General features: G+C 55.7%; 27 protein-coding genes. 12 read left to right on the forward strand and 15 right to left on the reverse strand.

The window, feature by feature from the left end; all coding sequences use genetic code 11:
* Positions 1 to 201 precede the first annotated feature (201 nt).
* The 12 genes from SH410x_RS01115 to SH410x_RS01170 all read right to left on the reverse strand — a co-directional run bounded on the left by SH410x_RS01115 (position 202) and on the right by SH410x_RS01170 (position 12,678).
* Complete coding sequence (locus SH410x_RS01115; protein ID WP_473673890.1) at positions 202 to 477, reverse strand: hypothetical protein; 276 nt, start codon at positions 475 to 477, stop codon at positions 202 to 204.
* A 1,364-nt stretch (positions 478 to 1,841) separates the two neighbouring features.
* Positions 1,842 to 2,066 carry a hypothetical protein gene (locus SH410x_RS01120; protein WP_473673892.1) on the reverse strand — a complete coding sequence of 75 codons (225 nt, stop codon included), beginning with the start codon at positions 2,064 to 2,066 and terminating at the stop codon, positions 1,842 to 1,844.
* 1 nt (position 2,067) lies between these two features.
* The gene (locus tag SH410x_RS01125) at positions 2,068 to 4,263 is read right to left on the reverse strand and encodes a tape measure protein (protein WP_473673894.1); all 2,196 of its coding nucleotides are present in this window, start codon (positions 4,261 to 4,263) and stop codon (positions 2,068 to 2,070) included.
* A gap of 83 nt (positions 4,264 to 4,346) precedes the next feature.
* On the reverse strand, positions 4,347 to 5,087 hold the full coding sequence (locus tag SH410x_RS01130; protein WP_473673896.1) for a head maturation protease, ClpP-related: 741 nt from the start codon (positions 5,085 to 5,087) through the stop codon (positions 4,347 to 4,349).
* A 2-nt stretch (positions 5,088 to 5,089) separates the two neighbouring features.
* The gene (locus SH410x_RS01135) at positions 5,090 to 6,082 is read right to left on the reverse strand and encodes a phage major capsid protein (protein ID WP_473673898.1); all 993 of its coding nucleotides are present in this window, start codon (positions 6,080 to 6,082) and stop codon (positions 5,090 to 5,092) included.
* Between the two features lie 352 nt (positions 6,083 to 6,434).
* Positions 6,435 to 6,746, reverse strand: coding sequence for a hypothetical protein (locus SH410x_RS01140; RefSeq protein WP_473673900.1), 312 nt, complete (start codon positions 6,744 to 6,746; stop codon positions 6,435 to 6,437).
* A gap of 214 nt (positions 6,747 to 6,960) precedes the next feature.
* Entirely contained in the window at positions 6,961 to 7,188 is a 228-nt protein-coding gene (locus tag SH410x_RS01145) for a hypothetical protein (RefSeq protein WP_473673902.1), read from the reverse strand.
* A gap of 40 nt (positions 7,189 to 7,228) precedes the next feature.
* Entirely contained in the window at positions 7,229 to 7,492 is a 264-nt protein-coding gene (locus tag SH410x_RS01150) for a hypothetical protein (RefSeq protein ID WP_473673904.1), read from the reverse strand.
* Between the two features lie 776 nt (positions 7,493 to 8,268).
* On the reverse strand, positions 8,269 to 9,714 hold the full coding sequence (locus tag SH410x_RS01155; RefSeq protein ID WP_473673906.1) for a DNA primase family protein: 1,446 nt from the start codon (positions 9,712 to 9,714) through the stop codon (positions 8,269 to 8,271).
* On the reverse strand, positions 9,711 to 10,625 hold the full coding sequence (locus tag SH410x_RS01160) for a hypothetical protein (RefSeq protein WP_473673908.1): 915 nt from the start codon (positions 10,623 to 10,625) through the stop codon (positions 9,711 to 9,713). Before SH410x_RS01160 ends, SH410x_RS01155 begins: the two co-directional genes overlap by 4 nt.
* A 158-nt stretch (positions 10,626 to 10,783) precedes the next feature.
* Complete coding sequence (locus SH410x_RS01165; protein WP_473673910.1) at positions 10,784 to 11,086, reverse strand: DUF1580 domain-containing protein; 303 nt, start codon at positions 11,084 to 11,086, stop codon at positions 10,784 to 10,786.
* A 365-nt stretch (positions 11,087 to 11,451) separates the two neighbouring features.
* Entirely contained in the window at positions 11,452 to 12,678 is a 1,227-nt protein-coding gene (locus SH410x_RS01170) for a tyrosine-type recombinase/integrase (RefSeq protein WP_473673912.1), read from the reverse strand.
* A 407-nt stretch (positions 12,679 to 13,085) separates the two neighbouring features.
* Here SH410x_RS01170 and SH410x_RS01175 point away from each other — a divergent pair, with 407 nt between their 5' ends.
* Positions 13,086 to 13,217 (forward strand): hypothetical protein, encoded by a 132-nt coding sequence (locus tag SH410x_RS01175; protein ID WP_473673914.1) that lies wholly within the window; start codon positions 13,086 to 13,088, stop codon positions 13,215 to 13,217.
* 274 nt (positions 13,218 to 13,491) lie between these two features.
* Here SH410x_RS01175 and SH410x_RS01180 read toward each other — a convergent pair whose 3' ends face one another.
* Positions 13,492 to 13,779 carry a hypothetical protein gene (locus SH410x_RS01180; protein ID WP_473670512.1) on the reverse strand — a complete coding sequence of 96 codons (288 nt, stop codon included), beginning with the start codon at positions 13,777 to 13,779 and terminating at the stop codon, positions 13,492 to 13,494.
* A gap of 29 nt (positions 13,780 to 13,808) precedes the next feature.
* Between SH410x_RS01180 and SH410x_RS01185 the strand changes: the two genes are divergently transcribed.
* The 5 genes from SH410x_RS01185 (at position 13,809) to SH410x_RS01205 (ending at position 17,698) form a co-directional block, all read left to right on the forward strand.
* Positions 13,809 to 13,961, forward strand: coding sequence for a hypothetical protein (locus tag SH410x_RS01185; RefSeq protein WP_473673916.1), 153 nt, complete (start codon positions 13,809 to 13,811; stop codon positions 13,959 to 13,961).
* Between the two features lie 96 nt (positions 13,962 to 14,057).
* A complete protein-coding gene (locus tag SH410x_RS01190) occupies positions 14,058 to 14,264 on the forward strand; it encodes a hypothetical protein (protein WP_473673917.1) in 207 nt (68 codons plus the stop codon).
* A 679-nt stretch (positions 14,265 to 14,943) separates the two neighbouring features.
* Positions 14,944 to 15,069, forward strand: a complete 126-nt coding sequence (locus SH410x_RS01195; protein WP_473670516.1) for a hypothetical protein — start codon at positions 14,944 to 14,946, stop codon at positions 15,067 to 15,069.
* Between the two features lie 646 nt (positions 15,070 to 15,715).
* Positions 15,716 to 16,954: a di-heme oxidoredictase family protein gene (locus SH410x_RS01200; RefSeq protein WP_473673919.1), complete on the forward strand. Its 1,239-nt coding sequence runs from the start codon at positions 15,716 to 15,718 to the stop codon at positions 16,952 to 16,954.
* 168 nt (positions 16,955 to 17,122) lie between these two features.
* Positions 17,123 to 17,698, forward strand: a complete 576-nt coding sequence (locus SH410x_RS01205) for a phosphatase PAP2 family protein (RefSeq protein WP_473673921.1) — start codon at positions 17,123 to 17,125, stop codon at positions 17,696 to 17,698.
* 1,363 nt (positions 17,699 to 19,061) lie between these two features.
* On the opposite strand, the gene SH410x_RS01210 is transcribed toward SH410x_RS01205, so the two are convergent.
* Together SH410x_RS01210 and SH410x_RS01215 are read right to left on the reverse strand one after the other, a co-directional pair.
* Positions 19,062 to 19,238 (reverse strand): hypothetical protein, encoded by a 177-nt coding sequence (locus SH410x_RS01210; protein WP_473673923.1) that lies wholly within the window; start codon positions 19,236 to 19,238, stop codon positions 19,062 to 19,064.
* A gap of 33 nt (positions 19,239 to 19,271) precedes the next feature.
* Positions 19,272 to 19,955, reverse strand: coding sequence for a site-specific integrase (locus tag SH410x_RS01215; protein WP_473673925.1), 684 nt, complete (start codon positions 19,953 to 19,955; stop codon positions 19,272 to 19,274).
* Positions 19,956 to 20,156: 201 nt separating this feature from the next.
* On the opposite strand from SH410x_RS01215, the gene SH410x_RS01220 reads away from it, so the two are divergent.
* The 6 genes from SH410x_RS01220 (at position 20,157) to SH410x_RS01245 (ending at position 24,995) form a co-directional block, all read left to right on the forward strand.
* On the forward strand, positions 20,157 to 20,795 hold the full coding sequence (locus SH410x_RS01220; RefSeq protein WP_473673927.1) for a hypothetical protein: 639 nt from the start codon (positions 20,157 to 20,159) through the stop codon (positions 20,793 to 20,795).
* 86 nt (positions 20,796 to 20,881) lie between these two features.
* Entirely contained in the window at positions 20,882 to 21,364 is a 483-nt protein-coding gene (locus SH410x_RS01225) for a hypothetical protein (protein ID WP_473673929.1), read from the forward strand.
* A 41-nt stretch (positions 21,365 to 21,405) separates the two neighbouring features.
* On the forward strand, positions 21,406 to 22,128 hold the full coding sequence (locus tag SH410x_RS01230) for a hypothetical protein (protein WP_473673931.1): 723 nt from the start codon (positions 21,406 to 21,408) through the stop codon (positions 22,126 to 22,128).
* Positions 22,129 to 22,495: 367 nt separating this feature from the next.
* Entirely contained in the window at positions 22,496 to 23,686 is a 1,191-nt protein-coding gene (locus tag SH410x_RS01235) for an IS91 family transposase (protein WP_473673933.1), read from the forward strand.
* Complete coding sequence (locus SH410x_RS01240) at positions 23,683 to 23,814, forward strand: hypothetical protein (RefSeq protein ID WP_473673935.1); 132 nt, start codon at positions 23,683 to 23,685, stop codon at positions 23,812 to 23,814. Before SH410x_RS01235 ends, SH410x_RS01240 begins: the two co-directional genes overlap by 4 nt.
* 197 nt (positions 23,815 to 24,011) lie before the next feature.
* On the forward strand, positions 24,012 to 24,995 hold the full coding sequence (locus SH410x_RS01245; protein ID WP_473673937.1) for a DUF1559 domain-containing protein: 984 nt from the start codon (positions 24,012 to 24,014) through the stop codon (positions 24,993 to 24,995).
* Positions 24,996 to 25,028: the final 33 nt, after the last annotated feature.

Consider the following 25,028-nt stretch of genomic DNA (forward strand, 5'->3'; position numbering starts at 1 on the left):
CACTGAACCAGTTCATCACGTCGATTTTCCGGTAGATGCGTTCCTTGGGGGTCGTCCACCCTGGGATCTGGGTTCGATAATCGCGCTGAAACGTCGTCCACGAGATCGCGAACAGTTCCATAACGGCCGACTCGGTGACCATGCGATCATCGCCAGACGCAAAATCTTCCGGCAGTTGTCTCCTCGGTGGTTTCTTGGCCATCAGACTGCACCCCCAGTAACTTCGGCGGCGTTGTCCTCATCGATCCATGTTCGATCGTCATCGTCGTCATCGTGGCACTGAACCCACTCGCCACCATCCGCTGCGTAGACACGAGCGTCCGAATACGATCCACGGCCCAGGCTGGCGCATCCGGCTTGATCACGCTTGAGCGACTCGAACGCGGCCGACTCATCGGTGTGGCTGCTCACGAGCCCCCGCACGGCACCGTAGACGATGTGGGACGAGGAACTGGCTACCGTCTGATTGCCGATCATCGCGATGGTCTCAGGCCGGGTCGGTGCCTCTGGCTTGGGATTCTGCCTAGCACGGCGCGAACGGGCGTCCCGTAGCATTCGGTCGGCTTGGTCACCGGCTGCCGATAGCTTTCGAGAGCAGTCTCGGCAGACGTGTGCCGGCCAACAACAGCAAAGGGTTGCTCCGGGGGCTCCGCAGCATTCACATAGGTTTGACATTGGATGATGTCTTTCCACGCACCGCTTGGGCACGTGCATGCAACTGCCGCTCGATAAGATTAGAAAGCCGGCACAAACTCCGGCCCCTGGTCTGGGCTCCACCACCTTTGTGGCTTCAACGCTTCGATACCTAAACCGCGATTAAACGGATGGACTCATCGAGCGGCAGTTGCATTCCTGATTTGTCTTAGATGGTTTGTGCTGGTGTTGTCATCAACCGGGAGGAACTCGGCTGATCAAGTCTCGAATGTTTCTAAGCAATCGGGACGACCGGACAGATGTCATCAGTATTAGCCGACACCCATCGCCGCGTCAACCACGATTCCTGAATTTTGTTGCACGGAAACGTTTCCAGGCGAGGGACTTTGGCGATCTCGACAGCCTGTCTTGCGTTCGTGATTTGTTCAGCATGCTGAACGTTTTGTGGCAGTGACCGACGGGCGCTCGGTTTGGATCTGTTCACAATTGTGAACGTTTGCGGCAGTGACCGGACTGGCGTTCGCTCGTTATCTGTTTCCAATTGGAAACGTTTCCACCGCCTGGTGACTGGGCTCGGCGAAACTGTGTAAAATTGTTCTCACACACAACCCATCTTAACATTGGGCCTTGCCGTCCTGGACAGCCACCATTCCCGGTCATCGGCAGTTACGCCGTTGGTTCCGATCGAAGCAGCACTGGCAGCAACCCAAGATTCAGTCAGCGGCATGTTGACCACTGAGGATCGGTGAGCGGAACATCGACTACGTCTGTGACGCATGACCGACCGGGTTGCAGGCTGGCAGTGCCCGGTTTTGTAATGTCTGAATTCCCTCACCGTGTGCGATGGCGAATCGCTCCGGTCCTTCCACGGCTCCCACCGTGAGTAACCCCGTGTGAATTGTTCCACACGTCTGTCTGAGACTACCTTTGCCACACGCTGCCGTCTCTGAGGCTTAATTTTGTGCTCAGTGCCTTGGCTCGATCTAGGCTATCGTGTAGGATCACGCTATCTTGATTTGCTGTTAGCCGGGCGGGGGTCTCAACCCTTCCCGGCTTTTTTTATGATACAGCCACAAAAAGCTGAGTCAAACAGGTGTCCTATCGTCGGTGAAAATGTCCGGAATTCCGGTCCTTTTGGAAACTCAAACTGTGTACAAATTGTTCACAAAACCGCCAAGTGAATACGGTCACCAACTCTCGCGGATCTCAGCGGCGGCAATTTTGATTTGCGATGGTGTCGGCTGCCATGGTAACGCCTTGCCGGAACGATTGACCGGTAACAGCTGGCATTGATCAATACCAACTACCTCGCACGCTTCCGCCTCGCTCATGCCGTGATAGTGCATGAACGCCAACACCTCGATAGACCGGGTGATCTGCAGTTCTCGGGACTCGGTCTCAACCTCGGTCATCCTATACCCCATCAAATTGTTCTTGGCCTTCCAGGATCTCATTCGTCCGTGCGGCCGCGTCGATCTGTACCTGCCTCATTGCGATCTGTTGACGTCGCCATGCTTCTTCGCGGTCCCGTGTGCTATTCATCCGGTCGGCGAGCAGCTTGTACTCCTCACGCGATCCACGGGTGATAGACGGCGGTAGCTCAACCTTGATCGGTGCCGTTTTGCCTGCGAAGTCTTTCGATGCGTCCCTACGTGCCCTCGCTGCCAATCCCGCGTTGACCAACCCGGCTTGCTCCGCTGCGTTGATCTCTGCGAGCTTCTGCACCAGATTGTCATAGGGAGTCATCATCGACTTATTCAGCCCGTCACCGATCGTTTTCAGCCGTTGCTGAATCTGTTTCGCGTGATCCTCGGCTAGCTTGTTGCGGTCGGCTTCCTCTTGCTTGGCTTGCTTTAATGCTGTGTTCTCCTTGTGCATTTCCGCAAGTCGATCAACCTGGGTTTGGGTGTATCCCTTATTGAGCATGTCTTGCTCCTTGCGAAGGCGAACCATCTCAGCCGCGTATACAGTGCCCTCACGAAGTGCCACGTTTTGATCGCGGATCGACCGGTATTCCTTCATGTAGGAATCAAGCGCCTCTTTCTTCTTCGCCTGCTTTGCCGCGATGGTAGCGAGTGCGTTTTGCTCCTCGACCGCAGTAGCCTTGACCGCTTCCGCGTGTGCCTCTGCCTGGGCGGTTGCATCGGCTATCGTGGAGTCCTGTTCGGCGTAGGCAGCATTGACACCTCCTACAGCCCATGCGGCAAAGCCAAGCCCCGCAACAATCGACGCGATACCAACGGGCCCAGTCAGGGCTTTCAAGGTAATTTGTGCTGCGATCCATCCACGCACCGCCAGCACGATAGCACGAATAGCGCCGAGAACCTTGGGAACAATGACGATCATCGACCCGAACGCAACGACGCCGGCTAACACTTTCGCGTTGCCTTCGCTCATACCATCCTTAAAGCCTTTGACCGCAGACACAATGCTGCGAAGACCGCTTGCAGTGCCTTTGATCACGGGGAACAACGAGGTCAGCAATTCGGCGGCTAAAGTCTGTGCGTCGGTCTTGAGCAGCGTCAGTTGTCCGGCTGCGGTCCCTGCATACTTCGCCATGGCGTTGAAGTACAGCCCGCCCTCTGACGTTGCGCCCCTGATCGAATCCTCGACCATCTTGGTGGTGATCAATCCCTTGCTCATGTCATCGCGAAGCTGCGACATTGACTTGCCAGTCGTCTCAACCATTTTCTGTAACGGGTTGAAACCGATGTTGACGAATTGCAGCAAGTCTTGGCCATTAAGCCTTCCGTTAGCGCTCACCTGTGCCATGACCAACGATAGCGATTGTAGGCGTTCCTCGTTTCCGCCCGAAATGTCGCCCAGCATCTTCAGCATAGGCAATGACTGCTCAACGCTCATGCCATAGCCGAGCATCGTCTTAGTCGCCTTCGACACTCCGCGCAGGGTTAGCGGGGTGGACGCGGCGAGATCCTTCAACTCGGCGAATACAGCATTGCCTTTTTCGACGGAGCCCGTAAACGTCTGAAACGAGATCGCGGACGCCTCCAACTCCATCGCGAACGAAAACGTACTTTTGACGGCATGGAAACCAAGATAGACCGCCAGCAAACCCTTTAGTCGACCGACCAATCCACTGGTAGAATTAGCCGTCTTGGTTTGCGACGCACGAAGCCTATCGGTCGCTACTCGCCCTTTATTTGTCGCATCGGTGGCACCATTCGCCGCCGCCTTGAGTGTCGTATACTCCTCGCGCAATCGCTTGTTGGTGCGAAGGAATGCGTCTTGGGATACGTTGCCGTTTTGATACTCGCGGCGCAGTTCACGCATCTGTTGCGCTAGCTTGGTCGCCGGCGGGATCGATGCTTCCACAAGCGAGTTGACTCGACGCGTAACACCCGTAGATGTCGCAAGCTGATCATTGATCGCCTTTTGGGCTCGTGCGTATTCCGACTTCGAGATAGCCCCGGCCGCCATCACAGTATCGAGCGACTGGGTGGCTGCCTGCGCCTTGCCTGCAGCTCCAGCGGCAAACCGTAGCGACGCATTGACCTGACCAATGTCGCGGCGTGCTAACTTGGTTCCTGCGGCAAGCCCTGACGTATCGGCACCGATCTTGAGAACCAATGCGTTTAATGATGTGGCCATTTATATAATTCCGTCGGGTCATCGATGTACAAAAGGAGACGGAACGCCCCGCAGCAAGGCTACGGGACGCTCCACACGAAGATTCACAAGCCGAGAGACGCTAGCCTTAGGCGGTTCTTGGCGCGCTGCACGCTTCCGCTATCGCTGGATGCCGATGCTGTCGTCGTGCGGTTGCTGGCTGATCGCTTGCCCGCCTTGGGGTCGACAACTTCGTCACAAAACCCATGCAGCTTGGCCTCAGCGGCGCTAAAGACTGTGCCGTCCGAAATGCCGTCAATCCATTCGACAATTTGCTGGCGACTCTTGCCCGTCTTCTCTTGATAAATGTCGATAATGTGATCATCGATCGTATTGAGCCACTTGACCGCCGATAGCAATTCTTTTTGGTTGCCCATCGTCAAAATCATTGCCCTGTGGATGCCGAAATCAGACTGACGATACATCCGCAGCGTGTCACCAGCCAACGCGATAAACGACGCGGCCGAGTATGCCAGACCCTCGATCGTCACCGTTACGGTCTTGGGATGCTTGGCCAACGAGTTGAAGATCAGCAGCCCCTCATACACGCTTCCGCCTGGTGAGTTGATACGGACGTCGACGGGCTTGGATTTGTGCTGCTCAAGGAAGTTGACCACGTCAGCCGCGGAGACTCCATCGCCGTAGTAGTCCTGGCCAATCTGCTCGTAGATTTGGATCGTCACGCTCGATCCTTCATTCCTGAAATCGATCGGTAGACGATTGTTCGCGGCCGCATCCCGAACGCATCGCGGGGCTGCAGCTAGATTGATCGGCATGGCGTGCCGTCCTCGATGTGCGTATCTCATGATCACTCTCCCAACTTCAAGCCGACGAGTGCACCAGCGGGATCGTTGGCGTTGGTGCTGCCCTGATCCCAAACGCGGAAATCGGTTAGCTGCTTCACGCGAAAGATCGCCACATCGCGGACGCCGTCAACGATTGTCCGGTACTTGATCTCTTTGTTGAACCCAAACGCGGAGGCGAGATCCAAGTGGCCGAACACAGCCGGAACATCGCCGGTAGTGGCGTCGCTGCCTGGCATGCCGGGAACGAAATGGACCTTGTGATTGAGTAGCCACCCGTCCGCATCATCGGGGGCGACCATCGACGCGGACGACGCACCGAATAAGCGAAGGCATGCCATCGTGTAGAACGCTCTCGACATGAACCAGCGGGGCTTCTCGGATGCAAACTCGGGCAACTTGGCTTGGGTTTGTAGGAAGCTGCCGAGCGTTACCGCACTGGCCGATGCCTCGCCTGTATGGAGACTCGATGCCTTCAACGCGTTGCAAATTCCGAGAGTGAAACCGGAATCCTGGCTGCCATCGCCAGCGAACGCGTTTTGATCCTCTTTTGCCGACAACGCCACCGCTGCAGCGTCCACTAGTCGCTGTAGCAACCCCTGGGCATCCTCCTGCAAGTCCAACGTAACCGCGATGTCGACATAGTCGACGTTTCCGGCAAGCTCGACTGATCGCGTCGCGCGAATGTCAAGCTCCGGTTCACCCCCGCCACCAAACTGCGGTCGATGCTTGACGTACGGGACCAACGACTTCAGGATCGGGATAGACCACTCAAGCCCGGTCAGGTCGCGAGTCGTCGAGAACCGGCGGACGATACCACCCTTGGCTAGCTGGGTGATAATCTCCTCGCTCAGTCGCTCAGGTATCAGCGAGGAGCCAGGAACGCCCCCTGCATCACCATTGAGGATTTCGAGCAACTGAAATGAGTCCATCCGGTTCAACATCGCGTTGCATTGTTCGGCGCGATACTTGGCTTGTTCGTGGTCGATGGCTGCCATCGTGTGTTCCTGGTTTGCTAAAAAGTCTTGAGTGAGTTTGTTTGATTCACCTTATTGTTGCGGGATTAAAAATACTGGCAATGAAGTTTGTAGCACGCCTGCTAATTTGCTTTAGGAATCGCCTGTAGTCGCTCAATGAGATCAGCCTGTTGAGCGATTATCGCAAGTAGTTTTTCGCGTTCGCCGGTTAGTAGTCTCCTGCCCTCTGAGTCGATCCGAAAAGTACATTTGCCAGACGCGCTGCATGATGGACAGCGGAGGTACTGCCGCCGGATGCTGCCGACCGTGGTTGTGTTTTGCACTCGCATCCTGCCGATGCCGCAGTCTACGCATAGGTCGCCTGATTCCATCGTTATTTCCCCTGGTTCACGTTGGCGGTCAGCTGCCACAATCGGCGGGTCTCGTTGCCGGATAGAGTCACAACATCCAATTCCCACAACAACCATAAAATTCGGCGAACGGTCCGATCGGATTGCTTGTTGCCTGCGCTCGCCAGTGCGTCCATGATCGATTGAACGGTCCTAGGGCGGTCTGCATCGTCGAGCACTGCGTAAACGTCTAGGATGCGGCTGTGTGCCCCGCCCGGCCATACACTGTCAGGGATCACAATCTCCTGGCATCTCGTGTCACCTGGCGCGGGCTGTGGCGTGTTACTTTTGGTCATGGATTGCCTCGCTGATCGGGGTCGTAAAATTCATTTTGCTGCACGCGGGGTGAGAAACATCGATCGAAAGGTCGTGTTATGTGGTAGCCTAGAATAAACCCACCCCGGTGGGGGGGGGTATGCCCTGTGAGCCTCTGACGTGCCCTGTGCTGCGTCGTGCGTGAAACCCTACATCTCAGTCGCATTGCACACGCATCGACGCACACTGCATCGACTAGGCGTCCTCGCCGGTTAGTAGTCCATCGAGTCGGCTGATCACCAGGTTTTGTAATCGCTGCATCGATCGCATGGCCACTCCGCACGCCGATGTGACGATCGGGTCATCATCGAATAATTCATTCACGTCGCGGCACAAGTCCTTGGTAGCCTGGGTCATGTCCTCCAGGCCGGTCACTGCGGACGTGATACCACTCTTTAGTTCTTCTCGTTCTTGATCATTCATCGTTCGGTCTCTTTGGGTTAAGGGTGAAATACTCAATCAATCAGTCAGTCAGTCGTGGTCTCATGCCATGATCGATGTCGGGCGAGGCTGTGCGATGCCCCATGGCTTTGCTGTGTGGCACCGTGTGGTGGCTGTCCTGGGTGGTGGTGGTGGTGTCGGTCGCTGCTCGATGCCACTGGGCGCCCCGCAGTTCGGGCACCGCGTTGTCGAGACAATCCCACCGCAATACTCGCAACCTGTAGTTGGCGGTCTCGATGGGGTCTTCGGTGGTGGTGGTCCATTCCTCATTTGTTGTGCTCCTCATCGTTCGGGCTGGGTGGTGGTGTCGTCGTGGCCTGGTCGGTCGCAGGGACGCACGCAACGCATTTCAACCCGTAGGATCGCAGTGCACACTTCAGGAACGCTCTCAATGCTCTCAATGCCTGGTCATCGCTGTAGCATCGGTCTGCCCTCAGCGTGACGAGGTACGCTTGGCGATTGGGCTGGCTGCTCATTCGCTCACCCGGTACCCAATGAATCGCCCGCACTGCTTGCATGTAGTCCGGACCCATCCTGCCCGGTTGGGATCGTCAACATCGATGTAGTTAGCCGCGTTGTTATGCGGCGAGCAACTAGGTTTGACGTTGAGTTGCTCAGCGGCTTCGTCGTTTGACTTTGAAAGTGGGCAACTTTGCCCACTTACTTTCGACTCAGAGGGACCGCAACTTTGCGGACCCACCTTTGGCTCAGAAGCTCCGCCATTTGGCGGACCTACTTTTGGCTCAGACGATCCGCAATTTTGCGGACCGCTCTTTCCGATGCTGCCTGCCTCATCACCCGCCACCTCGATCAATGGTCCGCTCGGAACACCTAACCACCATGGAGTTGTCACCTCGCCGTGGACAGGCTGGGACAGGTGGACAGGCAGTTTTGCATTGTGCGCCATATACACGTTATTTTTCATTTCATAATCTTTTTGGATATTGCCTGTCTGCCTGTCCCAATGTCCGTTTCGGTACGTAAAACACGGTAATTCTTCTGGACAGGTAGACGTTCTCTTGCCTGTCCTAGCCTGGCCAAAACCTGGTTTGCCTGTCCCAATCATTGGATTTTGATCCCTTTGAGACAGGTAACACGTGCTCGACCCTCTCCAGTGGACAGGCTACTGCCATCGGTGCCTGTCCAAGATCGACCCCTTGTGACCTGCGGAAATGCGGCGGTGAGATCCTTCGAGAAGTTGGCGATTGCGGGTGACATTTTCGCACCTCGTGATTCGCCCCAACTCACAAACTCGCGATACAATTCACTCAACGTGACGCTGGCGCCTTCGGATAGCTCGCACCGCTCACGCACGAACTCGCTCACTGGCGACGATAGATCGTTCATTTGGTCGACGAGATCCTGCCCAGACTCTGGTTGTGTGAATCGACCGGCAGTGCGAAGTGCGATCCAGCCGCCAATTGCCCAGAGCAGGATGCCCTGACGCTCAGCGATTAGGTCGCGTGTTAAATGTTTGTCCTCGACCCCAAAGAACGAACGGGTCAACCGCAAGATCAGTAACCGACCGGCCAACGCACCAGACGCATCATCGAGACTCGGCAACTCGTTTGATACGATCGTGAACTTGGTCGGCAATTGCGTCGTCACCGGGTCGCGATGCTTGCGATCAATGGTCTGGGCATCCTCTCCGGAAATGGACAGTAACCGCTCAGTGGTCGCTGAAACATCTGAACGCTTCGACAATCGCGCATCACCGATGATCGCCGCCGACTTGCCCAACAGTGGAGCTAGACCGAAATTAGTGGCCAGTCCGCCGAGTGTTGGCGCACAACAATTACGTTCGCCGATAACTGAACGAACTACCCTCATGATCGAGCCCTTGCCGCCTCGCTTTGGACCGACCATCAGCATTATCTTTTGCTGTGATGTATCACACGTCAGCAAGTACCCTATCCATTGCCGTAGCAATTCGATCGATTGCGGATCGTCCGGCCACAACTCTCGCAGGAACGCCATCCATCGGGTCGGTGGCGGTGCGGCCGAGTCAAACTCATAATCAACCGCGGTGAAATTGAAATACGATGGCGTGGTCCGCACGATCGCCCCCGGTGACTGCTCGGCCAACAATCGCAAATTGATCAAGTGCGACCGTGTGGCAAACGTCTCCTCGGGCTTCCATGTCTTCGCGGCATTGTCCGCCCCATCGAGCCACACGGGCGGAGTGCGAATCGACAGGACACCACACTTTGCGGAAACGTTCATCAACACGCTTGCTACGTCACCGCTCCGGATCTTGCAATATCGACCTTGCAAGTGTTGAACCAGCGTATTTTTAACGTCGCTCGTGGTCAGTTCCTCATATCGACCGTTGAAGTACTTGAAGAACGATCCTTGCCAATTCCGCAGGGTCAACACACCGTCTTGGTACTGGCATCCCAAAAAAGCGTCTGCGGCGTCCTCAGGATTGCCCTTGTCGAGCCGCGAAGCCTGTCTCGAATGCCTCGCGTCCTGGTAGTGATCGCTGGGTTGCTGTGCTGTGACGTTCATTTCCACGCCCCCATCGATTCGTCAATCTCGCGGAAACACCGGTAGACAACATCATGGCATTGCTTGTTCGGCACCAATCCTTCCAAGCCATCCACCATCCGCATCATCGCGCCGTTGTGCTGCTTGATTGCCGCTTTCAACTTTGACGCCTGCTCAGCCTTGGTTGGCTCAGGTTTCCGCTCGGGCTGAGTGCCACGGGGTGGAAACGTTTCCACTTCCGACTCATCATCGACGTCTTTATATTCATCGTCTGATTCAAACCCAAGTGAAGCATCACCGGCATTCTCGCAGGGTGGAAACGTTTCCACTTGGGCGGCATCGCAATCGTCGACTTGCTCAGGCACCTGAGGCACATCGTCATGGTGATCATCGACGTCCACCAAAACCTCGTCGACGTCTTCGCAGGGTAGAAACGTTTCCACTTCCACCGCAGTCTCGGGTGCACGAACCTGATTTACGAACGTGTGGCTAACCGCACAAGTCTTTGCTATCTGCCGTGCCGACGCTTCCGGCCACGCATCCAACGCCATTTCCACCGACTTGCGTTTGTCCGCGTTGCTGCGAGGCAAACCGTGATCGGCGTTTGCGGAACACGCAGCGCGAATGCAATCGGCCTCGGTCTCACCGGGCTTCTCAATCGCCGGGATCGTCGTCATCCCCATGCGGCGTGCGGCTTCGATCCTGTGGAATCCATCCACCAAGAATCCGCCGACCATCGTGACGGGCGGGAACGGCCACCGGTCGCCATCCTCTTTCGCTTCGGTTGCGATCCGCATGTAATCCACCACGGTCGCCTCATCGAGCGCCACGCGGCTCTGAAACGCGGGATCGACTATGATTTGTTCTAACGGAATTTCGCGGCTTGTACTTGACCGCGGGTTCTTGTCGGCTATCATGTTTGAGTAATCCATTCAAGGATTTGTCGCTTTGTCTTTGCGGGACGTGGGGCGACGAAGAAAAGAAATTGAGATCCAGACGGCCTTCGCTTAGCGGCGTGGGCCGTTTGGCGTTTAATGGCAACAACGAAACGGCATAGCCTCCCCGCCGGGTAGCGAACCGCTTTTGCGAGTCACTGTGACCTTGCGGCAATAAACCTGGTCATCGCTGGGCGGGACGTCAGGATCATATTTCCGACGCGGACGTGCTCAAGTCTCACGCCGCCGACACCACGGGCGCACCAACGAGTGAGAGTGCTTTTCTCAATTCGCTTGCCCAGAATTGGCACAAGTTCGGCTCGGGCGACGGAAAGCGAAATAGGGTCCTCAGCGAGGATTCTGAGCTTTGACGATACTGCGTTCTTCGGTAGCGCTGGCATGAGAGGTTCTCCTGTGGAGTCCAGGAGACGCACCAACGACAAACGGGATGGTCGCATCCTGGACCATGGTTAAATGGTTCCAAGAAGCGTCCATCCCGCTAACTAGCCAGGATAAAGCACTTCGGTTTCGCAATTGTTACCAACTGCTAATAGTTATGTCTCACTGCCGTATGGTGCCTATCCCGCTAACGAGTTGGATAGAACACTTTGTCCTGAAAGCTTTAGTCTTAAGCCGTCAGTCGCGTGAGGCAGTGCCGTTTCACTGCTTGCGTCTATTGTTGCAAAAAATTTTTCTCTGTCAAGTCGCGCCGTGTCTCCGTCATGCATGGCATAAAGGAATCCAGCGTGGTCATTCCTGTAGGTAGTCTTAATATGGTCGCATCGTCGCCGACATTAAATCCTATCACCTTGCGACCATCGCACTACAGCTCTGGGGCAATCCTTGCTGCTTCCGTCGCTCGCCTTAATGACGTGCGTGCGTAATGCTCGGCCATCGCCTGTTTCGAGTGCCCTAACAACGCCTGGGTAAACTCGATGCCAAGTGCATCACATACAGCCGATGCGTTCGTATGCCTCAGCTGATACGGGAACCAGTGATCGACGCCTGCAGCAACAGCGGCCCGCTTTATCGCTCGTGCGTAGGTGTCCTTGTTGAATTGCGGGTTGTATTTCCGCTTCGGCTTCGACGGGTCTCGTGTCGACTTGCCATAGCCTGGCCGATCGCCCTGGTTCAGCGGTGTTTTGCGTTTCGCCGTCCGCTGCTCACGGTACCATCGCGCCGACTCCTCTGGCTTGAAACAGAACTCATCGGCATGACGTCCGACCACGTAGGGCTCAAGTGCTTTGCGAGCATGGCCGACGATCGGGATCGCGCGGGTCTTCTTCTTGTGAGTGGTCTTGTGTTTCGGTGGCCGATAAATCCAGTCGCCGCCATCGCTCATATCGATATGACACGGACACATGCGGAATAGCTCCGATGGCCTCATTCCGGTTGCCACCTGCAGCAACACCATTGCGCGGAGGGGCGGCGATAAGTGTGCTGCCGTCAGCCGGACCGATTCAAGCCCCACGGGTTCCACCGGATCGGACTCGGCCGCGATTGACTCACCTTCGATCAGCGGGTCGAGTGTTCGTAGCGCCAACACGACGTCAATCGGTATCAGTTCTCTCGACACCGCTTTGGCGAAGATCCGTACGATGTCGCTAACTTGACCGTTGACGTACGTGCGTGTGTTGTGCCGCCCCCTGCGGTTCGTGGTGGCAACCAGTAGCTCGCGGATCGCCTCCAGCTTTCGCGGCCCGAACTCCTTGGCTGGCGAATCTGCGTACTCGTCATCGATCGTATCGCACAGATTGTTAAAGCGTCCGAGTCGACTGGGGTCGTGCTTGTATCGTCCGCTGGCAAACGATCGGTAATTGGCAGTGACGAGCCGCACAGTGATCACGCTATCCGGATCGGGGCTTGTCTCGACCTCATCCGGAATGATCTGGCCGTTCCTGCTGTACTGGTCGCACAGCGAAAAGAAGCGTGCGTGACTTTCCGGCGAGTCGTACTCACCCAGGTAGAAATACCGCCCGTCGAGATATACTCGGGCTTGGCCAGATACGTGGTAAACGTAGTTCGGCCTGGTTGATCTCGGTCTCGCCATGCGTCTCGCTCCTAGGGGTTTCTGGTAGTCGATACCAGAAATGATAGAAAGCGGTCGCACAGCCTCTCGGCTGGTAACGGTCCAGATGGCCGTTCCGACCTGTAATTTACAGGGTTTTTCAACTTCTCAACAAGTGGGCGATACAGAACTCGAATCTGTGACCTCTGCCGTGTGAAAGCAATGGCGACGCTTCGGATGTCCCGCAAATTGCGGAGCAAATCGACGCGGGCGATCTACGTTGCCCCAGCGGTTGCCCCAGCGAAGGCACTTCGGCCACATCAAAGCCAGCTTCGAATGGAAGTAACGTTCCCCAACAACTCTCGTGGGAGCAGCTTCAGGAAGTGTCCACCATACAGAATCCTGTCTCAGAATATTTGCAGATGCTGAGCGACACCCATGGATGCTCAATGGCCCCGACTGAGCTCGAGCTTGTTTTCCTGCTCACCCGCTGGCAGAACCTGCCACAGCACATCCGGCAAAGCATCATGACGCTGGTTCGGTCGGTTGAAACTCCCGCAGCGAAGTGCGAGGTGTGGTGATTTAGGAAAAGTGTCAATCGCTTCAAGCCCATGCCCGAGCAATAACTGCCGCCGCTCACGGCGTATCCGATTTGGAAACCCAGAGCGTCGTACGTCCGCTCAAGGATCCCTTGAAACGAATGAAGTGGTGACTTCGCCCCAGTCGGCTTGGAACCCATTGCCAGGTGGATGGTCGATGGGAACATCAACTTCCTGCCGGGCGACTTCAACGTCAGCATCCAGCAGAACTCGGAATGGGCGACTAACCCGGTAATGCAGTCGTATATCTACCACTTCATCGGCAAGAGCAAGCCGTACATGAGGGAGTGCCAATTCCGCGTTCAAAGTCTGCATGCAGAAGACTTGTACGCAACTCGTCTCCGGCGGCTTGCTGGCGAAGTGTCCCGCGCTCGCGTACTTCGCCCAACTCGAAGCCTAGCTCAACCTGCACGATCTCCCGCAGTGGCAACTCTTCCGCGACTGCAAAGCGACCGCCACCGACGATGAACTTCGCACCTTCATCGAAACCAAAGGCATCCCGCAGTGCGGCTCGTGCCCGAACAAACGCACCGGATTCGTCCATCCCGATCCTCTGCAACGGAGTGCATTGCAATGACCACGCCCGGACCCTACGAACCAGACATGCCGCCGTATCCGTTTGTCCCGCCGTTTGATCCACCGGACGACGATCCACCTTACGAACCGGAGGAACCCGACGGCCCAATCATCCTGACGCCGCCGCTCGAACTACCGCCACCGGTTTAGCCGAACGACTATCCGCCCGGCACGCCCGATTCTGGCCCACGTCCGCCGTGGTGGCCTGAAGACTACGATTAGCCGCCGCGACCGGAAGAACCAGTCGTGATCGAATCGCCTTTGCCACCGCACATTTGGCCGCGACTTCGGCCGGATCACCCATACCACGTGCCGCCGGGGCATTCGTATCCAGACAACCTGCCGCCGGGTCACCTCGGCAAAGCCTACCCCGGCATGCTGGACTACCCGGTCGTGCATCCTGGTGACTGGGGCGACGACTGGCCCCGCTATCCCGGCATCCTCAACGACTAGCCGCCGAGATGCGCGGATGATGAAAGTTAGGATGCCCGGCAACTAGGTGAATGTGACGGCCGAAACACCTGGCACTGTGCGAGCGATGGCAACGACAAGGGCTCGGTCGTTGGCGTTCTCAGTCGAGCCGGAAAGTTGAATCGCTCGGTTCCCGAGATGGGCGACCGAAATCAGTGGAAATCCATAGCGACGAAGTGATCTTGCGACCCTTTGGGCAAGCAGGTCGGTTTCGTCGCCTTTTTTGTGCGCTGACGGACTTCTATCGCCCACGTTGACCGCCTTGCAGCCAGCTGGTGGGCGACGATCCATGGCCGCGTTTTGATTTTCCATCGTGTTTTGTAAATCCCGTTGCTTGTAGGTGGTGCTGGCCGCGGCGTCGTGCTTGGTCAGAATCTTTTGCGTAGTCGTTCGGCAGAGACGCCCTCGAACAGATGAGATTTATCGCCCTCTCCTTGAAAGGGCGAGATTCGTAGCGGTTTGTCACGCTTCTGGTAGCGGAATTCGTCAAAAGATTCGGCGATCCAGGTGTTTCTGTGGCCGAAAGTCACGAATGACTTCCATTACGAAAAATTTCGCGAGAAGGAACTGTGACACCGGCGCGTGTGAAACGTCCTTCAAGAGCGGGGTAGTATTTTGATGTCCCCGACGCTCCTCTTCAACTCGTACGGGAAAACTTTCCATGTTCTCGAATATCCGCGGATTTTCGATGATCGCAGCAATTGCTGCGGTGATGATGTCTGCCGCCGACGATGCCCAGGCTCAGTGTTCACGCGGTGGAAGCGGCGGCGGTGACTTCCTTGATTGACATTCGCTACCAATAACTGGATCGTGTGACCGACCATGGCATGTTGGATTTGCCGAAGGGCACCACGCTTGATGCGATTTTGAATCCATCACAATGAGGTTTCTTTGCTGTTCGCGTTGCATTGAGGGACGGTTTTCGTCCTTGCAGTGTATAGGGATTGCTACGCCGCTTTTTTTTCTCTTTTCGCGCACCGCCGAGGAAACGTCTCATGGCTTTCAAGCATCGGTACGGATTGGCTGGGTTTCTGATCTTGGCCCTGATCATCGCCCCTCAAGCAATCGCTCAGGATACAATCGCTGGCCGCGAGCTGTTTGAGCGGGAATGGGAATTCGTGGACCGTGCACCAGCATTCACGGAATTTGATTCAACGCATCTGGATCCGCAGTGGGGACATCGGGGACGCGGTCGAGGAATGGGGCGAAGTCCCCATCCACAACACCGCGACAACTCTCGAGAGTTAGCATCCACGCTCCCAGCTGATGGACTGGGGCCACTGCACAACGCGATCTCATGTGCAGCGTGTCACCCTGGCGGTGGGGCCTCGGGCGTGAATCACAATGTGACTCAGATCACTGTTGACCCGCGCTCGCCATTTCTTAGTCAACCGACTAATCGTGGTGGCCACAGAGATCCCGCAAGTTCAGTCATGGATCTCTTTCCGGGGCTGTTGTCCGGTAACTCGCTGTCGTTTAACACGGTCGTGCATGACCTTTCCACGCGGCCCGGTTATGAAGTCATTCGTCAACGTTTGTCCGTTGGAGTGCCCTCCGGTTTACAGCCAGAGTGGTTCAGTCCTCAAGAGCGAACGGTTGATGCAATCGCAAAGCAACCCGTGGTTGCCGGGAGATATGGAACGCTCGACTACTATCTCAGTCAACGCAACTCACCGCCGCTGCATGGCATGGGCGATATCGAGAAAATCTCCATGAACCGGTTGCGAGCCATCTCACTTTCCCAGACTCGATCATCCGGTGGTACCATCTCTGGCAGAGTGGCTGGGAAGTATGGCTGGCGGGGCCAAGTCAACACGTTGTCCGACTTTGTTGCAGGAGCTTGTGCAACAGAGATGGGGCTGAATGTGACCAGCATCGCTCAACAAGCCAATGATCCGGCAGATCCTCGCTACGTCAGCTTGGCATCCGATATTTCAACGAGGCAAGTCGCGGACCTAACGAGCTACGTCGCCGACTTACCAGCCCCAGCCAAGCAATTGCTACCTTTGGAGGACCGCAAACGAGTTCGCCGTGGAGAACGTGTTTTCAGCTCAGTTGGATGTGCCGCTTGTCACATCGCTGACATACTGCCAGCGCGAGGCATCTTCAGCGATCTATTGTTGCACGACATGGGCTCCGAGATGCAAGATCCATTCCCGGCTCCTGCGAACCAGTTGATTAGCACCAACTCAACTGGACCTGCGAGTCCTTACCAGAGTCAATACGGCGGCGGCGAAACATCCTCTTATCGTATCGGCTCTTCACCCAACCGTAGCGGGTCTCCGAACCGTCCTGGGCCACCGCCCAATCGCAGACGTTCAGCCCCGAGTGTCGTCAGCTCCTTGGTACCGGCGGGGACGCCTCAAGCGATTGCTATGGATTATCCCGAGCAACCGCAGTTTCCCCGCGGCGATGTCAGTCAGGCTGAGCTGAATGGTCGATACCGATTCTCTTGGGATGCTCTACAACGGGAATGGAAAACACCGCCGCTATGGGGAGTCGTGGACTCGGCACCCTATCTTCACGATGGTCGCGCCGAAACCCTGACCGACGCAATCCAATGGCATGGGGGCGAAGCGGATGAATCCAAGCGAAACTTTTTCGAGCTGAAAGAAGACCAAAAGGAATTGATGCTTGCGTTCTTGGAAAGCTTGAAGGCACCGTCGGACTGATCGCCCACTGCGGAATCCCATCGTCGAATGGTAACAGGATGATGTAACGTCGTGCGGTATGCTAAGAATCCGACCGAGCTGCGAGGGCGAGAGCCCCTATTTCGCTGGAGTGGCCGGGCCTCCCAGGTGGAACGATGTAGTCATCTAAATCCATGGGCGGTAATAGATGTGGATGAAGAAAGCATTGCTGCCGGGCAAGAGATCGGAGAAATCGCGCCGCTGGCGATCTCGATTTTGCGTTCGGACGACAGCTCGGATGATCCAGAACCCGATTGGGGCGAAGGAGGGCGTGTTGCTGATGGAACTGCGTCGGCGAACGGTTTTCCCGTCAATAGCGGAGCGACGGAATCCTTTGATTGGGAGCCCGATCCACTTACACCCTCCGAGTCCGGAGATGCCAGTTTAACGCTAGGTGCCTATTGGGGCGGAGTCACTCCGTTCTCACTTGATTCGGGAGATCTGTACCGCATCGGCGCACCACCGGAGCCGGGCTCGAATGAATACGTTGAAGACTATTGGATGGTGCAGGCTTTGGGATCATCCCCCGACACGACTGGTCGCTTGTCGAATCCGGACACAGGATTCATCAACTATTGGAGGTATGACGCAACACCGCTACTGGGAGCTCCGCCCAGACTTGACCGCCAGATCGCCGTGCTGGTCGCTCGCAATGAAGGTATCCGGGATGCAACGGATATGGCCCGATACCTCGCGATGATCAACACCGGGTTCCCGATGACATGAACTGGACGGGTGCAGAGATCAGGCCCTGCTGCCGTCTGTCGGCACTTTTGGATCTTTCACTGAAGCTGGCGGCTCAGAACGTGGTTCCTGTCGCCGTCACTGCGTCTGAGTCGATGGATCGCCTGCGGTCGATGTCTGTCGGCCAGTCGCTCAGGAATCTATCAGCAGACCGATGGGGCGCCAAAGACTCGTCGCCGTGTTAACGGCGAACCGACGAACAACTGAGCCGGGTTTAAAAGCCGGATTTTAAAACTAGCCGGACGATGTCGGTCGGCAATTAAACAACTTCGCTCGATCATGGCCGCGGACCGGTTGAGTTTCAATGGGTTGGCGACGGTGACACGTCATCGAGAAAGTCGGAGCAACCCGCGAGAGTATCGCCGAGCAGGCGATTGAGAGCGGATTTGGCCCAACGGCGAAGAAAGGAAGCAAGTGGCGACACTTTGGCCGCATCGAAGCAGGATCTTCCCGAAGTGGCACCGCCGCCTATGACGCGTGTTGCTATCTCCAAACGGAGCAGCGACGGACCGATTCGGTAGCTGAGGATGGTAGGTGAGGTGCACCAGTCCAATCCCACTTTTCAGGAGCTTGGGTAACTGCACATCACATCGTGACGCCCGTCGACGCTCCCCGGACAACATGCCGCAACCACCAGACCGATCAGCGACAGGTGCACCGTCGCGGCGAACCATGATGAAGCGACGTTCATGTTGTGGGGCAGGCAAACTTGTGGTCGGTGAGTGACAATGAATGCTGATCACACTTTTAGTCAGAGCCCTCGTGCGGCGGCGGAGCCTGCACATCCAGCCCTCGCCAACTGGTCCAGCTGCCGGTGTCGATGGCTGACGACTCAATTGAGGTGAATGCCTCAACGTGGTGCTTCCATTGACAATTTGAAACCGAATTGGCAATGGGCACGCCCCTGACCATCATGCGTCCGCGCATGCAAATCGCCGATCAGCTCAATGACAGGAAACCACTGCCAGTGTCGGCGGCGTCGCGACATTGCTGACGGGCGGTTAACTCAGGCCAAAATCCGAAACTATCCAGGACGTGCATCGAGGCGGTCTAGTCCACGGCGACCGTCATCTCGTCGTCAGTGTTGATGGCACACATGGGCAAATTTCTTAACATGACAGTTGCGACCGTCAATGCGTTCCGCAAAAAGCTTGACCCGCGGGCTCGCCTCCCTCATAATCATTGCCGCTGGAGCGATCGGTGATCTGCTGTCCTCTTAAATCGGCGATAACTCCAGCAGTGTCACCGACCGGACCGGAGGTGCATCCGGCAGTGAGGCTTCTAAAACCAGCTGGTTTAACAGGTCGCCTCGACGAAGGCAGGAAAAGAAATGAAACGCTAGGAATCAGAAGCGATTGTCGGGTATCGCGTCCTCGAGAAATTCGAAGACCGTTACCAATGCAATGAGGATGCTTGCTTTATCGCTGGCTCTCAGAGCAGCGCCGGTGCTTTTCTGATCAATGGACACGGCGACGCGAAGGATTGCCGGATCGACGAAGTGACCTTTGACGACATCATGCACGACTCTTGGGGTGCGTGTAAATTTCCGTCGTCTTCACATCGTTGTGTCCAAGTAAATGCAGGATCTCACGCATGTTCGTACCCGCTTGCCCAGGATGCACTCGTAAAGAATCAGCAGCGATGATTGCGCCTGCGTCTGCGTGCTCGCTGCCACCTGCCCAGTGACCGCCAGCTTGGTCAAAAACGACTCGATATCCCGTTCGTTGAACAGCGCCAGTTCCATGGACCCCACGTGTCCCATGAATCGCTTTACCCACCGCACGTATGCTTTCTCCGTCGCCATCGAGTAGTGCAGCACACGCATGTCGCCCCGCATCGTCTGAACCAGCACGGGTTCGGCAGGATCCATCTTGCCACGGATAATTGCCAATTCCTCCTCGGTCGGCGGTACCTCCAAGGCGAGGTTGCGTTCTGGCTTGCCCAATTGCGCGAGTTTCGCAAGGATGCTCGACAAATCTGGCTCGGAGCGTCCCAGCACCAAGTCGCGATAACACTCCAGAGACCTCACCGCCTGCCAACGCTGCCAAGCCGGAGCCCCCGCCTCCAACAACATGCGGGAAAATTGCAGCGTCGTTTCGCGATTGACAGCCAACTCGTTTACCAGGCCCTGGGGGAACGTCATCGCACACCGCCGCAGCCACTTCGGGAACCAAACCCGGTCGCTCTCCCCCACGCCATCGGCAGACGCCACCGCGATCTCAAATTTCAAAAGTGTCATCAGAATGATCCTTCGAGTTAGCGAGGTTGCTTTTGCGTCCCGAGAAGACTATCATCGACTACCACCACAGCGGCCTGCGGGATATTGGTCAAACACCCCAACTCACTCAGGTCGTATTGGCAAAATTCCCGAATACGACCCTACTGACAAGGGTTGAAACTATTGTTCTGGCAACTAGATAAAGACATGAAGAGCGACTACATGAATTCCACGAATGCTTTCAAATTACCGATGCGCCTTGTCGCAATCGTCACGTTTGTCGCCATTGGCTCTGATCTCTACTCTGCGGACGGTTGGTATTCTCCTGACTATGCGTCGTGGGGGGTCAGCAGGGGACCTGATATTGATGGTGCATCATTTGACGCGGACTTTCACTTTGCATACAAGGGACAGCACACGGACGATACGAATGGACGTCTGCTTACGCTACTGATTTCAACAAGCGAACGGAATCATCCAGATCTTGCGTTTAGTATTGTGCTGGCGGACCCAAAACAGCATGCTGAGCCTGTAACGGCACAACGCCGGACAGGGTATAGCGTTGTAGTTTGGACATTTGAATTTACGTTTAATGGCAGACCCTCGACAATAATTCATACGGTCAAAGAGAATGCACGGGGCGGCTTTACGGATGTCCTAGGCATTGCGAATCGTGCCATCAATCTGGATGAAGGGCGAATCATCGAAATCGGTACTATCGATGACGAAAACAAACTTGACTTGGTTCGCCAACGCCACCCAGCGGAGGATGAAGGCTTCTTCGTTGAGATGAAGAACGAATTTCGTCAGGATATTGAACGCTGGAACGCTTATATCGATGACGAATCGCCAGAACCATGAATTGCACCGAAGAACGCGAGCATGACGGTTGGCCATCACAACGATTTCCTCGCGTTCTCGGTGAATTCAACCGTTACCGCACCTAGATGCACGAACTACTCGTATCTTTTGAACACGATGTATCGAACACGTTAGCGCCAATTCGATCTGAGTGCGATTTGTGGTGGTGGCACCTTTTCGATAACGTGCCAACGTTTACCGACGATGAGACCGCCCTGAAATACGGTGACTACACTACTATTGCACCAACAGCTCGAGTTGGTCATCCAGGCTGGTGCTCCCGGTTTATCGATCACATGCAGGCACAACAGAACGCATACATTGCAATATTGGATTCCGAGTTCCCGATCGCTACGATTGAACGCATCAATGCAATCGATGAGAACGACCTACTGTTCATGTCGCCTGACGAACTTGGTGCCGTTTTGCCCGATGATGTGCCACTGGTTTGCCGCTTTTTCCATATGGCGTTTTACAGCCTTGTTTTTCGGTCCACCAAACATTCAAATCTCGTTAAAGCGTCTGTCCCACTGCTTGATACCGGCTGGGCACCAAACAAAATGCGGTAACCATGCCATGCAACGGAGCACGGCTTGCATGTTTTTTGACAATGGAAAATCAAACGTCCGTGCCCGCTGATGGCCAACGTTCGTCGACAAAATCGAATATGGAAGACGCTGCATCTATCGCGAAGTCAATCGCCCCCATACTCAACGATCTTCTTTGGGAACAGCCCTTCGTTGTCGAGGGGCGGCACGACGCAGGATGGTTCTGCCGGGAACACGCATTCATTACCAAGCTTGTGCTTGGACAATCTGGGCTGAAATGCGATATTGTTCGCGGCCAAGTAACTACTTACGTGGGCGGGAAACAGTGTTTTACCACTCGAGGAGCTGGCGCGGATCACGCCTGGTGTGTCGCGGACGAACTGATCCCACTCGACCTGAGCATGACGTTCCGCCACTTTCTCGGACACCCAGACCTCAATTCCCCCATCATTGGAGAAAAGACCAATGGTCCGTTCTCCATCGTCTACGGCATTACGGAAGACAATCTTCCATCGCCTATTGCAGACGCAATCTGTTTCACACCAGAACTCACTATTACAAGCAGTTGTCACGAACTCATTGACAACCCTGGTGGTCTCCTTCCAAGTGCCGAGTCGGCCCATGTCTCGCTCGCTATCGCCGCCTTCGTTGACATGTTGACTCGTGGTGAAATCGGAATGCCGTTCGACGACAGTGCGACACAAAAACAACGATTGCAAACGATTACTCAACTTATTCCAGACACATCGAATCGTCTTCATGATGCTATCCCGGTCGCCCTATAGTGACGCGACGAACAAAAACGTGAACCGGAGAACGGCGTCAGGTTCACAGGTATGGAAAATCTACCGGGCCGTTCCCGGTTACGCTTGGCGTTGTACTGGCCACGGAGAATCTTAAGGAATTTTACCTTTATATTGGCGAGTCGGATGTCTCTCGCTGATTGCGGATCTCAAACCAGCCACTCCGGAGCAACGTGTGGAACCCAGGGTCCAGGTGGCTGGCCGCATCCCTGCGGGCAGAAGGTTGGCATCCATGCCAACCAACAGTTATATTGATGAGCTTCGCTCGCTGTTTTTTCTTTTTTGGGATACAGGTGCAGGGAATGCATCAATCCCGTTGACGAGCTTGACGCTTTGGTAGGTGAGTCTAATGTCGCTCGACATGCAAACTCTTTTCACTCGGCATCTCGACGCTTTTACGTCAACAAGGAAATTGACGCCTGACATGCAGCACGCGGCATGGTGCATCATCCACTGCCGAACTCGCGAAATGGGCGGTCACGTTAACAGTTGCCCCGAAGGGCATTACCACCAAGTCGCTTACAACTCGTGTTTGCACCGGTGTTGCCCTCAATGTGCTTGGCTGCCTCGCGAAAAATGGCTCAATGGATGGAAGCAACGGTTGCTCAGCGTGCCCCATCATCACATCGTCTTCACGGTCCCACACCAGCTCAACCAACTCTGGCGTTACAACAAACGCGAGTTCGCCGACACGCTCTTCGCCGCCGCTTCGCAAGCACTTTCGCAACTGCTCGATGATCCACAGTATCTTGGCGGGCGACCCGGTATCCTGGCGGCCCTGCACACATGGAACCAGAAACTCGAGATCCACGTTCACCTGCACGTCCTCGTCACAGCGGGAGGTTTGAGCGATACGGGCCAGTGGATCACGCCGCAGAAGAGATGCCTGCTACCACGCAAAGTGTTAATGATCACGTTTCGGGGCAAGTTCAAAGCCATCCTGCGAGAGAAGCTCAATAAGGGCAAGCTACGATTGCCACCGAAGTTGACCCGCAACCAATTCTATACCTTGCTCTTCAAGCTCAGCGATGCGTGGAATGTCAAGATTCACGACGCCTACCGCGATGGCCAGAGCGTCACGACCTATCTGGCACGCTATATCAAGGGCGGCCCGATGGGCAACTCGCGATTGATCAACGAACAAGATGGGTACGTCAAGTTCCGCTACCGGCTCAGTGAACTCGAGGGCGGCGACGGCAAGCGTCAAGGTGCAATGCGGCTGCCCGTCAACGTGTTGCTAGCCCGTTGGTTCGAGCACGTGCCACCACGAGGCTACCAGTGCGTGCGAGGCTACGGGCTGTACTGCGGCAACCCGCATTCCAAACTGGCGATCGCGAGAGCAACGTTAGGCGAGCCCGCACTGTCGAGCGAGGGGGCAGCACCACCGAGTTGGCAGGAGGTCTGCGAGGCGGCTGGCATGGATTCAGCGTGCCGGTGCCCCAAGTGCGGTGCGATTCTGGTCAGCCACCATTCATTTCAGGCCGGGCGGTCACCACCTGCGGCCGCCTTTCGTCAATCAACTCACGGACAAGCCGCATGACGCGCTCTCAAAAACACCGCAGTGCGAAGCAAAACGCGACACCCAAGGAACCGAAGGTGCGCGCTGCGGAGGATGCGATATCAAGCAACGACGCCAAATTGCATTTCCACCACTGCCGGCGATGGTAAAACACTAAGCCCGTAAAGCCATTACTGAGCCGTTGATTCGCGACTTGCAACCGCCCATAGTGCCCAGTACAACAAAGTCGTTGCACCACGATTCGGCGGAACACGGTTTCGAGGGGTCAACTCAGCCTAGCCGAACGGGTGAACTTAAACGTTACCCGAAAGGATGCAGGCCTCAGCGTCCACCAAAGGTTGGACAAATGCGAATGGACAATCAATTGAAGCGACGCGGTCTGACGCTTATCGAGACGCTTGTCACGATAGCCATTGTGGGCATCATTGCCGCGATCCTGATCCCTGCAGTCCAATCCGTGCGTGAGTCTGCTCGAAAGACACACTGTCAAAACAACCTCAAGCAGACCGCGTTGGCTTTGCACGCTTTTCACAACACGAATGGCAATCTGCCTTCGCCGTATAACGGTACATCCCTATCTTATCCGCTCAATGAGACGGATCTACATCACATGCACTCGTGGCGTGCCGCCTTGCTGCCATACCTCGAACAGTCGGCACTACGTGATTCGATCGACTGGAACGTCCTCGCAACTGATGTGGAGAACAAATCGGTGGCTACGACTGTTGTCTCGCACTACGTTTGCCCAAGTGGGGCAACGCCTTCCGAGAACATGGGATGGACCTGGACACACCCATCGCAAAGCCAAGACGACAAGTATCGCGTGGTTCGTAGCGATTACGATGCGTTGGCAGGCGTTTGGGTTATTCCCGAAGTCCTTCCCAGCGATGGGCGGGACGGCGATACGCGGTATCTTCGTTGGGGCGTATGGGGGCTGCCGACTTTCGATAATGGAACGATAGATGGGGAACTGACTCGCTATCGGGAAGGTAGATTCAGAGATGTCTCAGATGGGCTATCGAACACAATCATGCTTATCGAACGCGGCGGACGCCCACTGCATATGGTGGATGGACGTCCAACCGTAAGCGCATTCCGACCAGACGCGGATTACGGCGGGCAAGATGGGTGGTCTGCAAGTAACTCGTTTTCCTGGCGGGTCAATGCCCGCGATGTCGGCGTGAACCATGACAATGAACAAGGCATCTATTCGGACCACGTTGGCGGCGCTTTTGTCGCATATGTCGATGGGTCGGTTACCTATCTTTCTGAGTCGATCGATATCCCCACGCTTGCAAAGATGATTGGGCAGTTCGATCGTGAGCCATGATACAAACGTTCGGGTAACCATGCCGATCGGGAT

This window comes from Rhodopirellula sp. SH410 (assembly GCF_055811895.1).

Bases quoted from the DNA above. Each gene is read 5' to 3' on its own strand.
- SH410x_RS01225 (WP_473673929.1), top strand. From the start codon at position 20,882: ATGCACGAACTACTCGTATCTTTTGAACACGATGTATCGAACACGTTA.
- SH410x_RS01140 (WP_473673900.1), bottom strand. From the start codon at position 6,746: ATGACCAAAAGTAACACGCCACAGCCCGCGCCAGGTGACACGAGATGC.
- SH410x_RS01245 (WP_473673937.1), top strand. From the start codon at position 24,012: ATGCGAATGGACAATCAATTGAAGCGACGCGGTCTGACGCTTATCGAG.
- SH410x_RS01120 (WP_473673892.1), bottom strand. From the start codon at position 2,066: ATGACCGAGGTTGAGACCGAGTCCCGAGAACTGCAGATCACCCGGTCT.
- SH410x_RS01135 (WP_473673898.1), bottom strand. From the start codon at position 6,082: ATGGCAGCCATCGACCACGAACAAGCCAAGTATCGCGCCGAACAATGC.
- SH410x_RS01130 (WP_473673896.1), bottom strand. From the start codon at position 5,087: ATGAGATACGCACATCGAGGACGGCACGCCATGCCGATCAATCTAGCT.
- SH410x_RS01155 (WP_473673906.1), bottom strand. From the start codon at position 9,714: ATGAACGTCACAGCACAGCAACCCAGCGATCACTACCAGGACGCGAGG.
- SH410x_RS01235 (WP_473673933.1), top strand. From the start codon at position 22,496: ATGTCGCTCGACATGCAAACTCTTTTCACTCGGCATCTCGACGCTTTT.
- SH410x_RS01150 (WP_473673904.1), bottom strand. From the start codon at position 7,492: ATGAGGAGCACAACAAATGAGGAATGGACCACCACCACCGAAGACCCC.
- SH410x_RS01200 (WP_473673919.1), top strand. From the start codon at position 15,716: ATGGATCTCTTTCCGGGGCTGTTGTCCGGTAACTCGCTGTCGTTTAAC.
- SH410x_RS01230 (WP_473673931.1), top strand. From the start codon at position 21,406: ATGGAAAATCAAACGTCCGTGCCCGCTGATGGCCAACGTTCGTCGACA.
- SH410x_RS01180 (WP_473670512.1), bottom strand. From the start codon at position 13,779: ATGGACGAATCCGGTGCGTTTGTTCGGGCACGAGCCGCACTGCGGGAT.
- SH410x_RS01165 (WP_473673910.1), bottom strand. From the start codon at position 11,086: ATGCGACCATCCCGTTTGTCGTTGGTGCGTCTCCTGGACTCCACAGGA.
- SH410x_RS01195 (WP_473670516.1), top strand. From the start codon at position 14,944: ATGTTCTCGAATATCCGCGGATTTTCGATGATCGCAGCAATTGCTGCG.
- SH410x_RS01240 (WP_473673935.1), top strand. From the start codon at position 23,683: ATGACGCGCTCTCAAAAACACCGCAGTGCGAAGCAAAACGCGACACCC.
- SH410x_RS01220 (WP_473673927.1), top strand. From the start codon at position 20,157: ATGAATTCCACGAATGCTTTCAAATTACCGATGCGCCTTGTCGCAATC.
- SH410x_RS01185 (WP_473673916.1), top strand. From the start codon at position 13,809: ATGACCACGCCCGGACCCTACGAACCAGACATGCCGCCGTATCCGTTT.
- SH410x_RS01175 (WP_473673914.1), top strand. From the start codon at position 13,086: ATGGCCCCGACTGAGCTCGAGCTTGTTTTCCTGCTCACCCGCTGGCAG.
- SH410x_RS01125 (WP_473673894.1), bottom strand. From the start codon at position 4,263: ATGGCCACATCATTAAACGCATTGGTTCTCAAGATCGGTGCCGATACG.
- SH410x_RS01215 (WP_473673925.1), bottom strand. From the start codon at position 19,955: ATGACACTTTTGAAATTTGAGATCGCGGTGGCGTCTGCCGATGGCGTG.
- SH410x_RS01160 (WP_473673908.1), bottom strand. From the start codon at position 10,625: ATGGATTACTCAAACATGATAGCCGACAAGAACCCGCGGTCAAGTACA.
- SH410x_RS01145 (WP_473673902.1), bottom strand. From the start codon at position 7,188: ATGAATGATCAAGAACGAGAAGAACTAAAGAGTGGTATCACGTCCGCA.
- SH410x_RS01115 (WP_473673890.1), bottom strand. From the start codon at position 477: ATGATCGGCAATCAGACGGTAGCCAGTTCCTCGTCCCACATCGTCTAC.
- SH410x_RS01170 (WP_473673912.1), bottom strand. From the start codon at position 12,678: ATGGCGAGACCGAGATCAACCAGGCCGAACTACGTTTACCACGTATCT.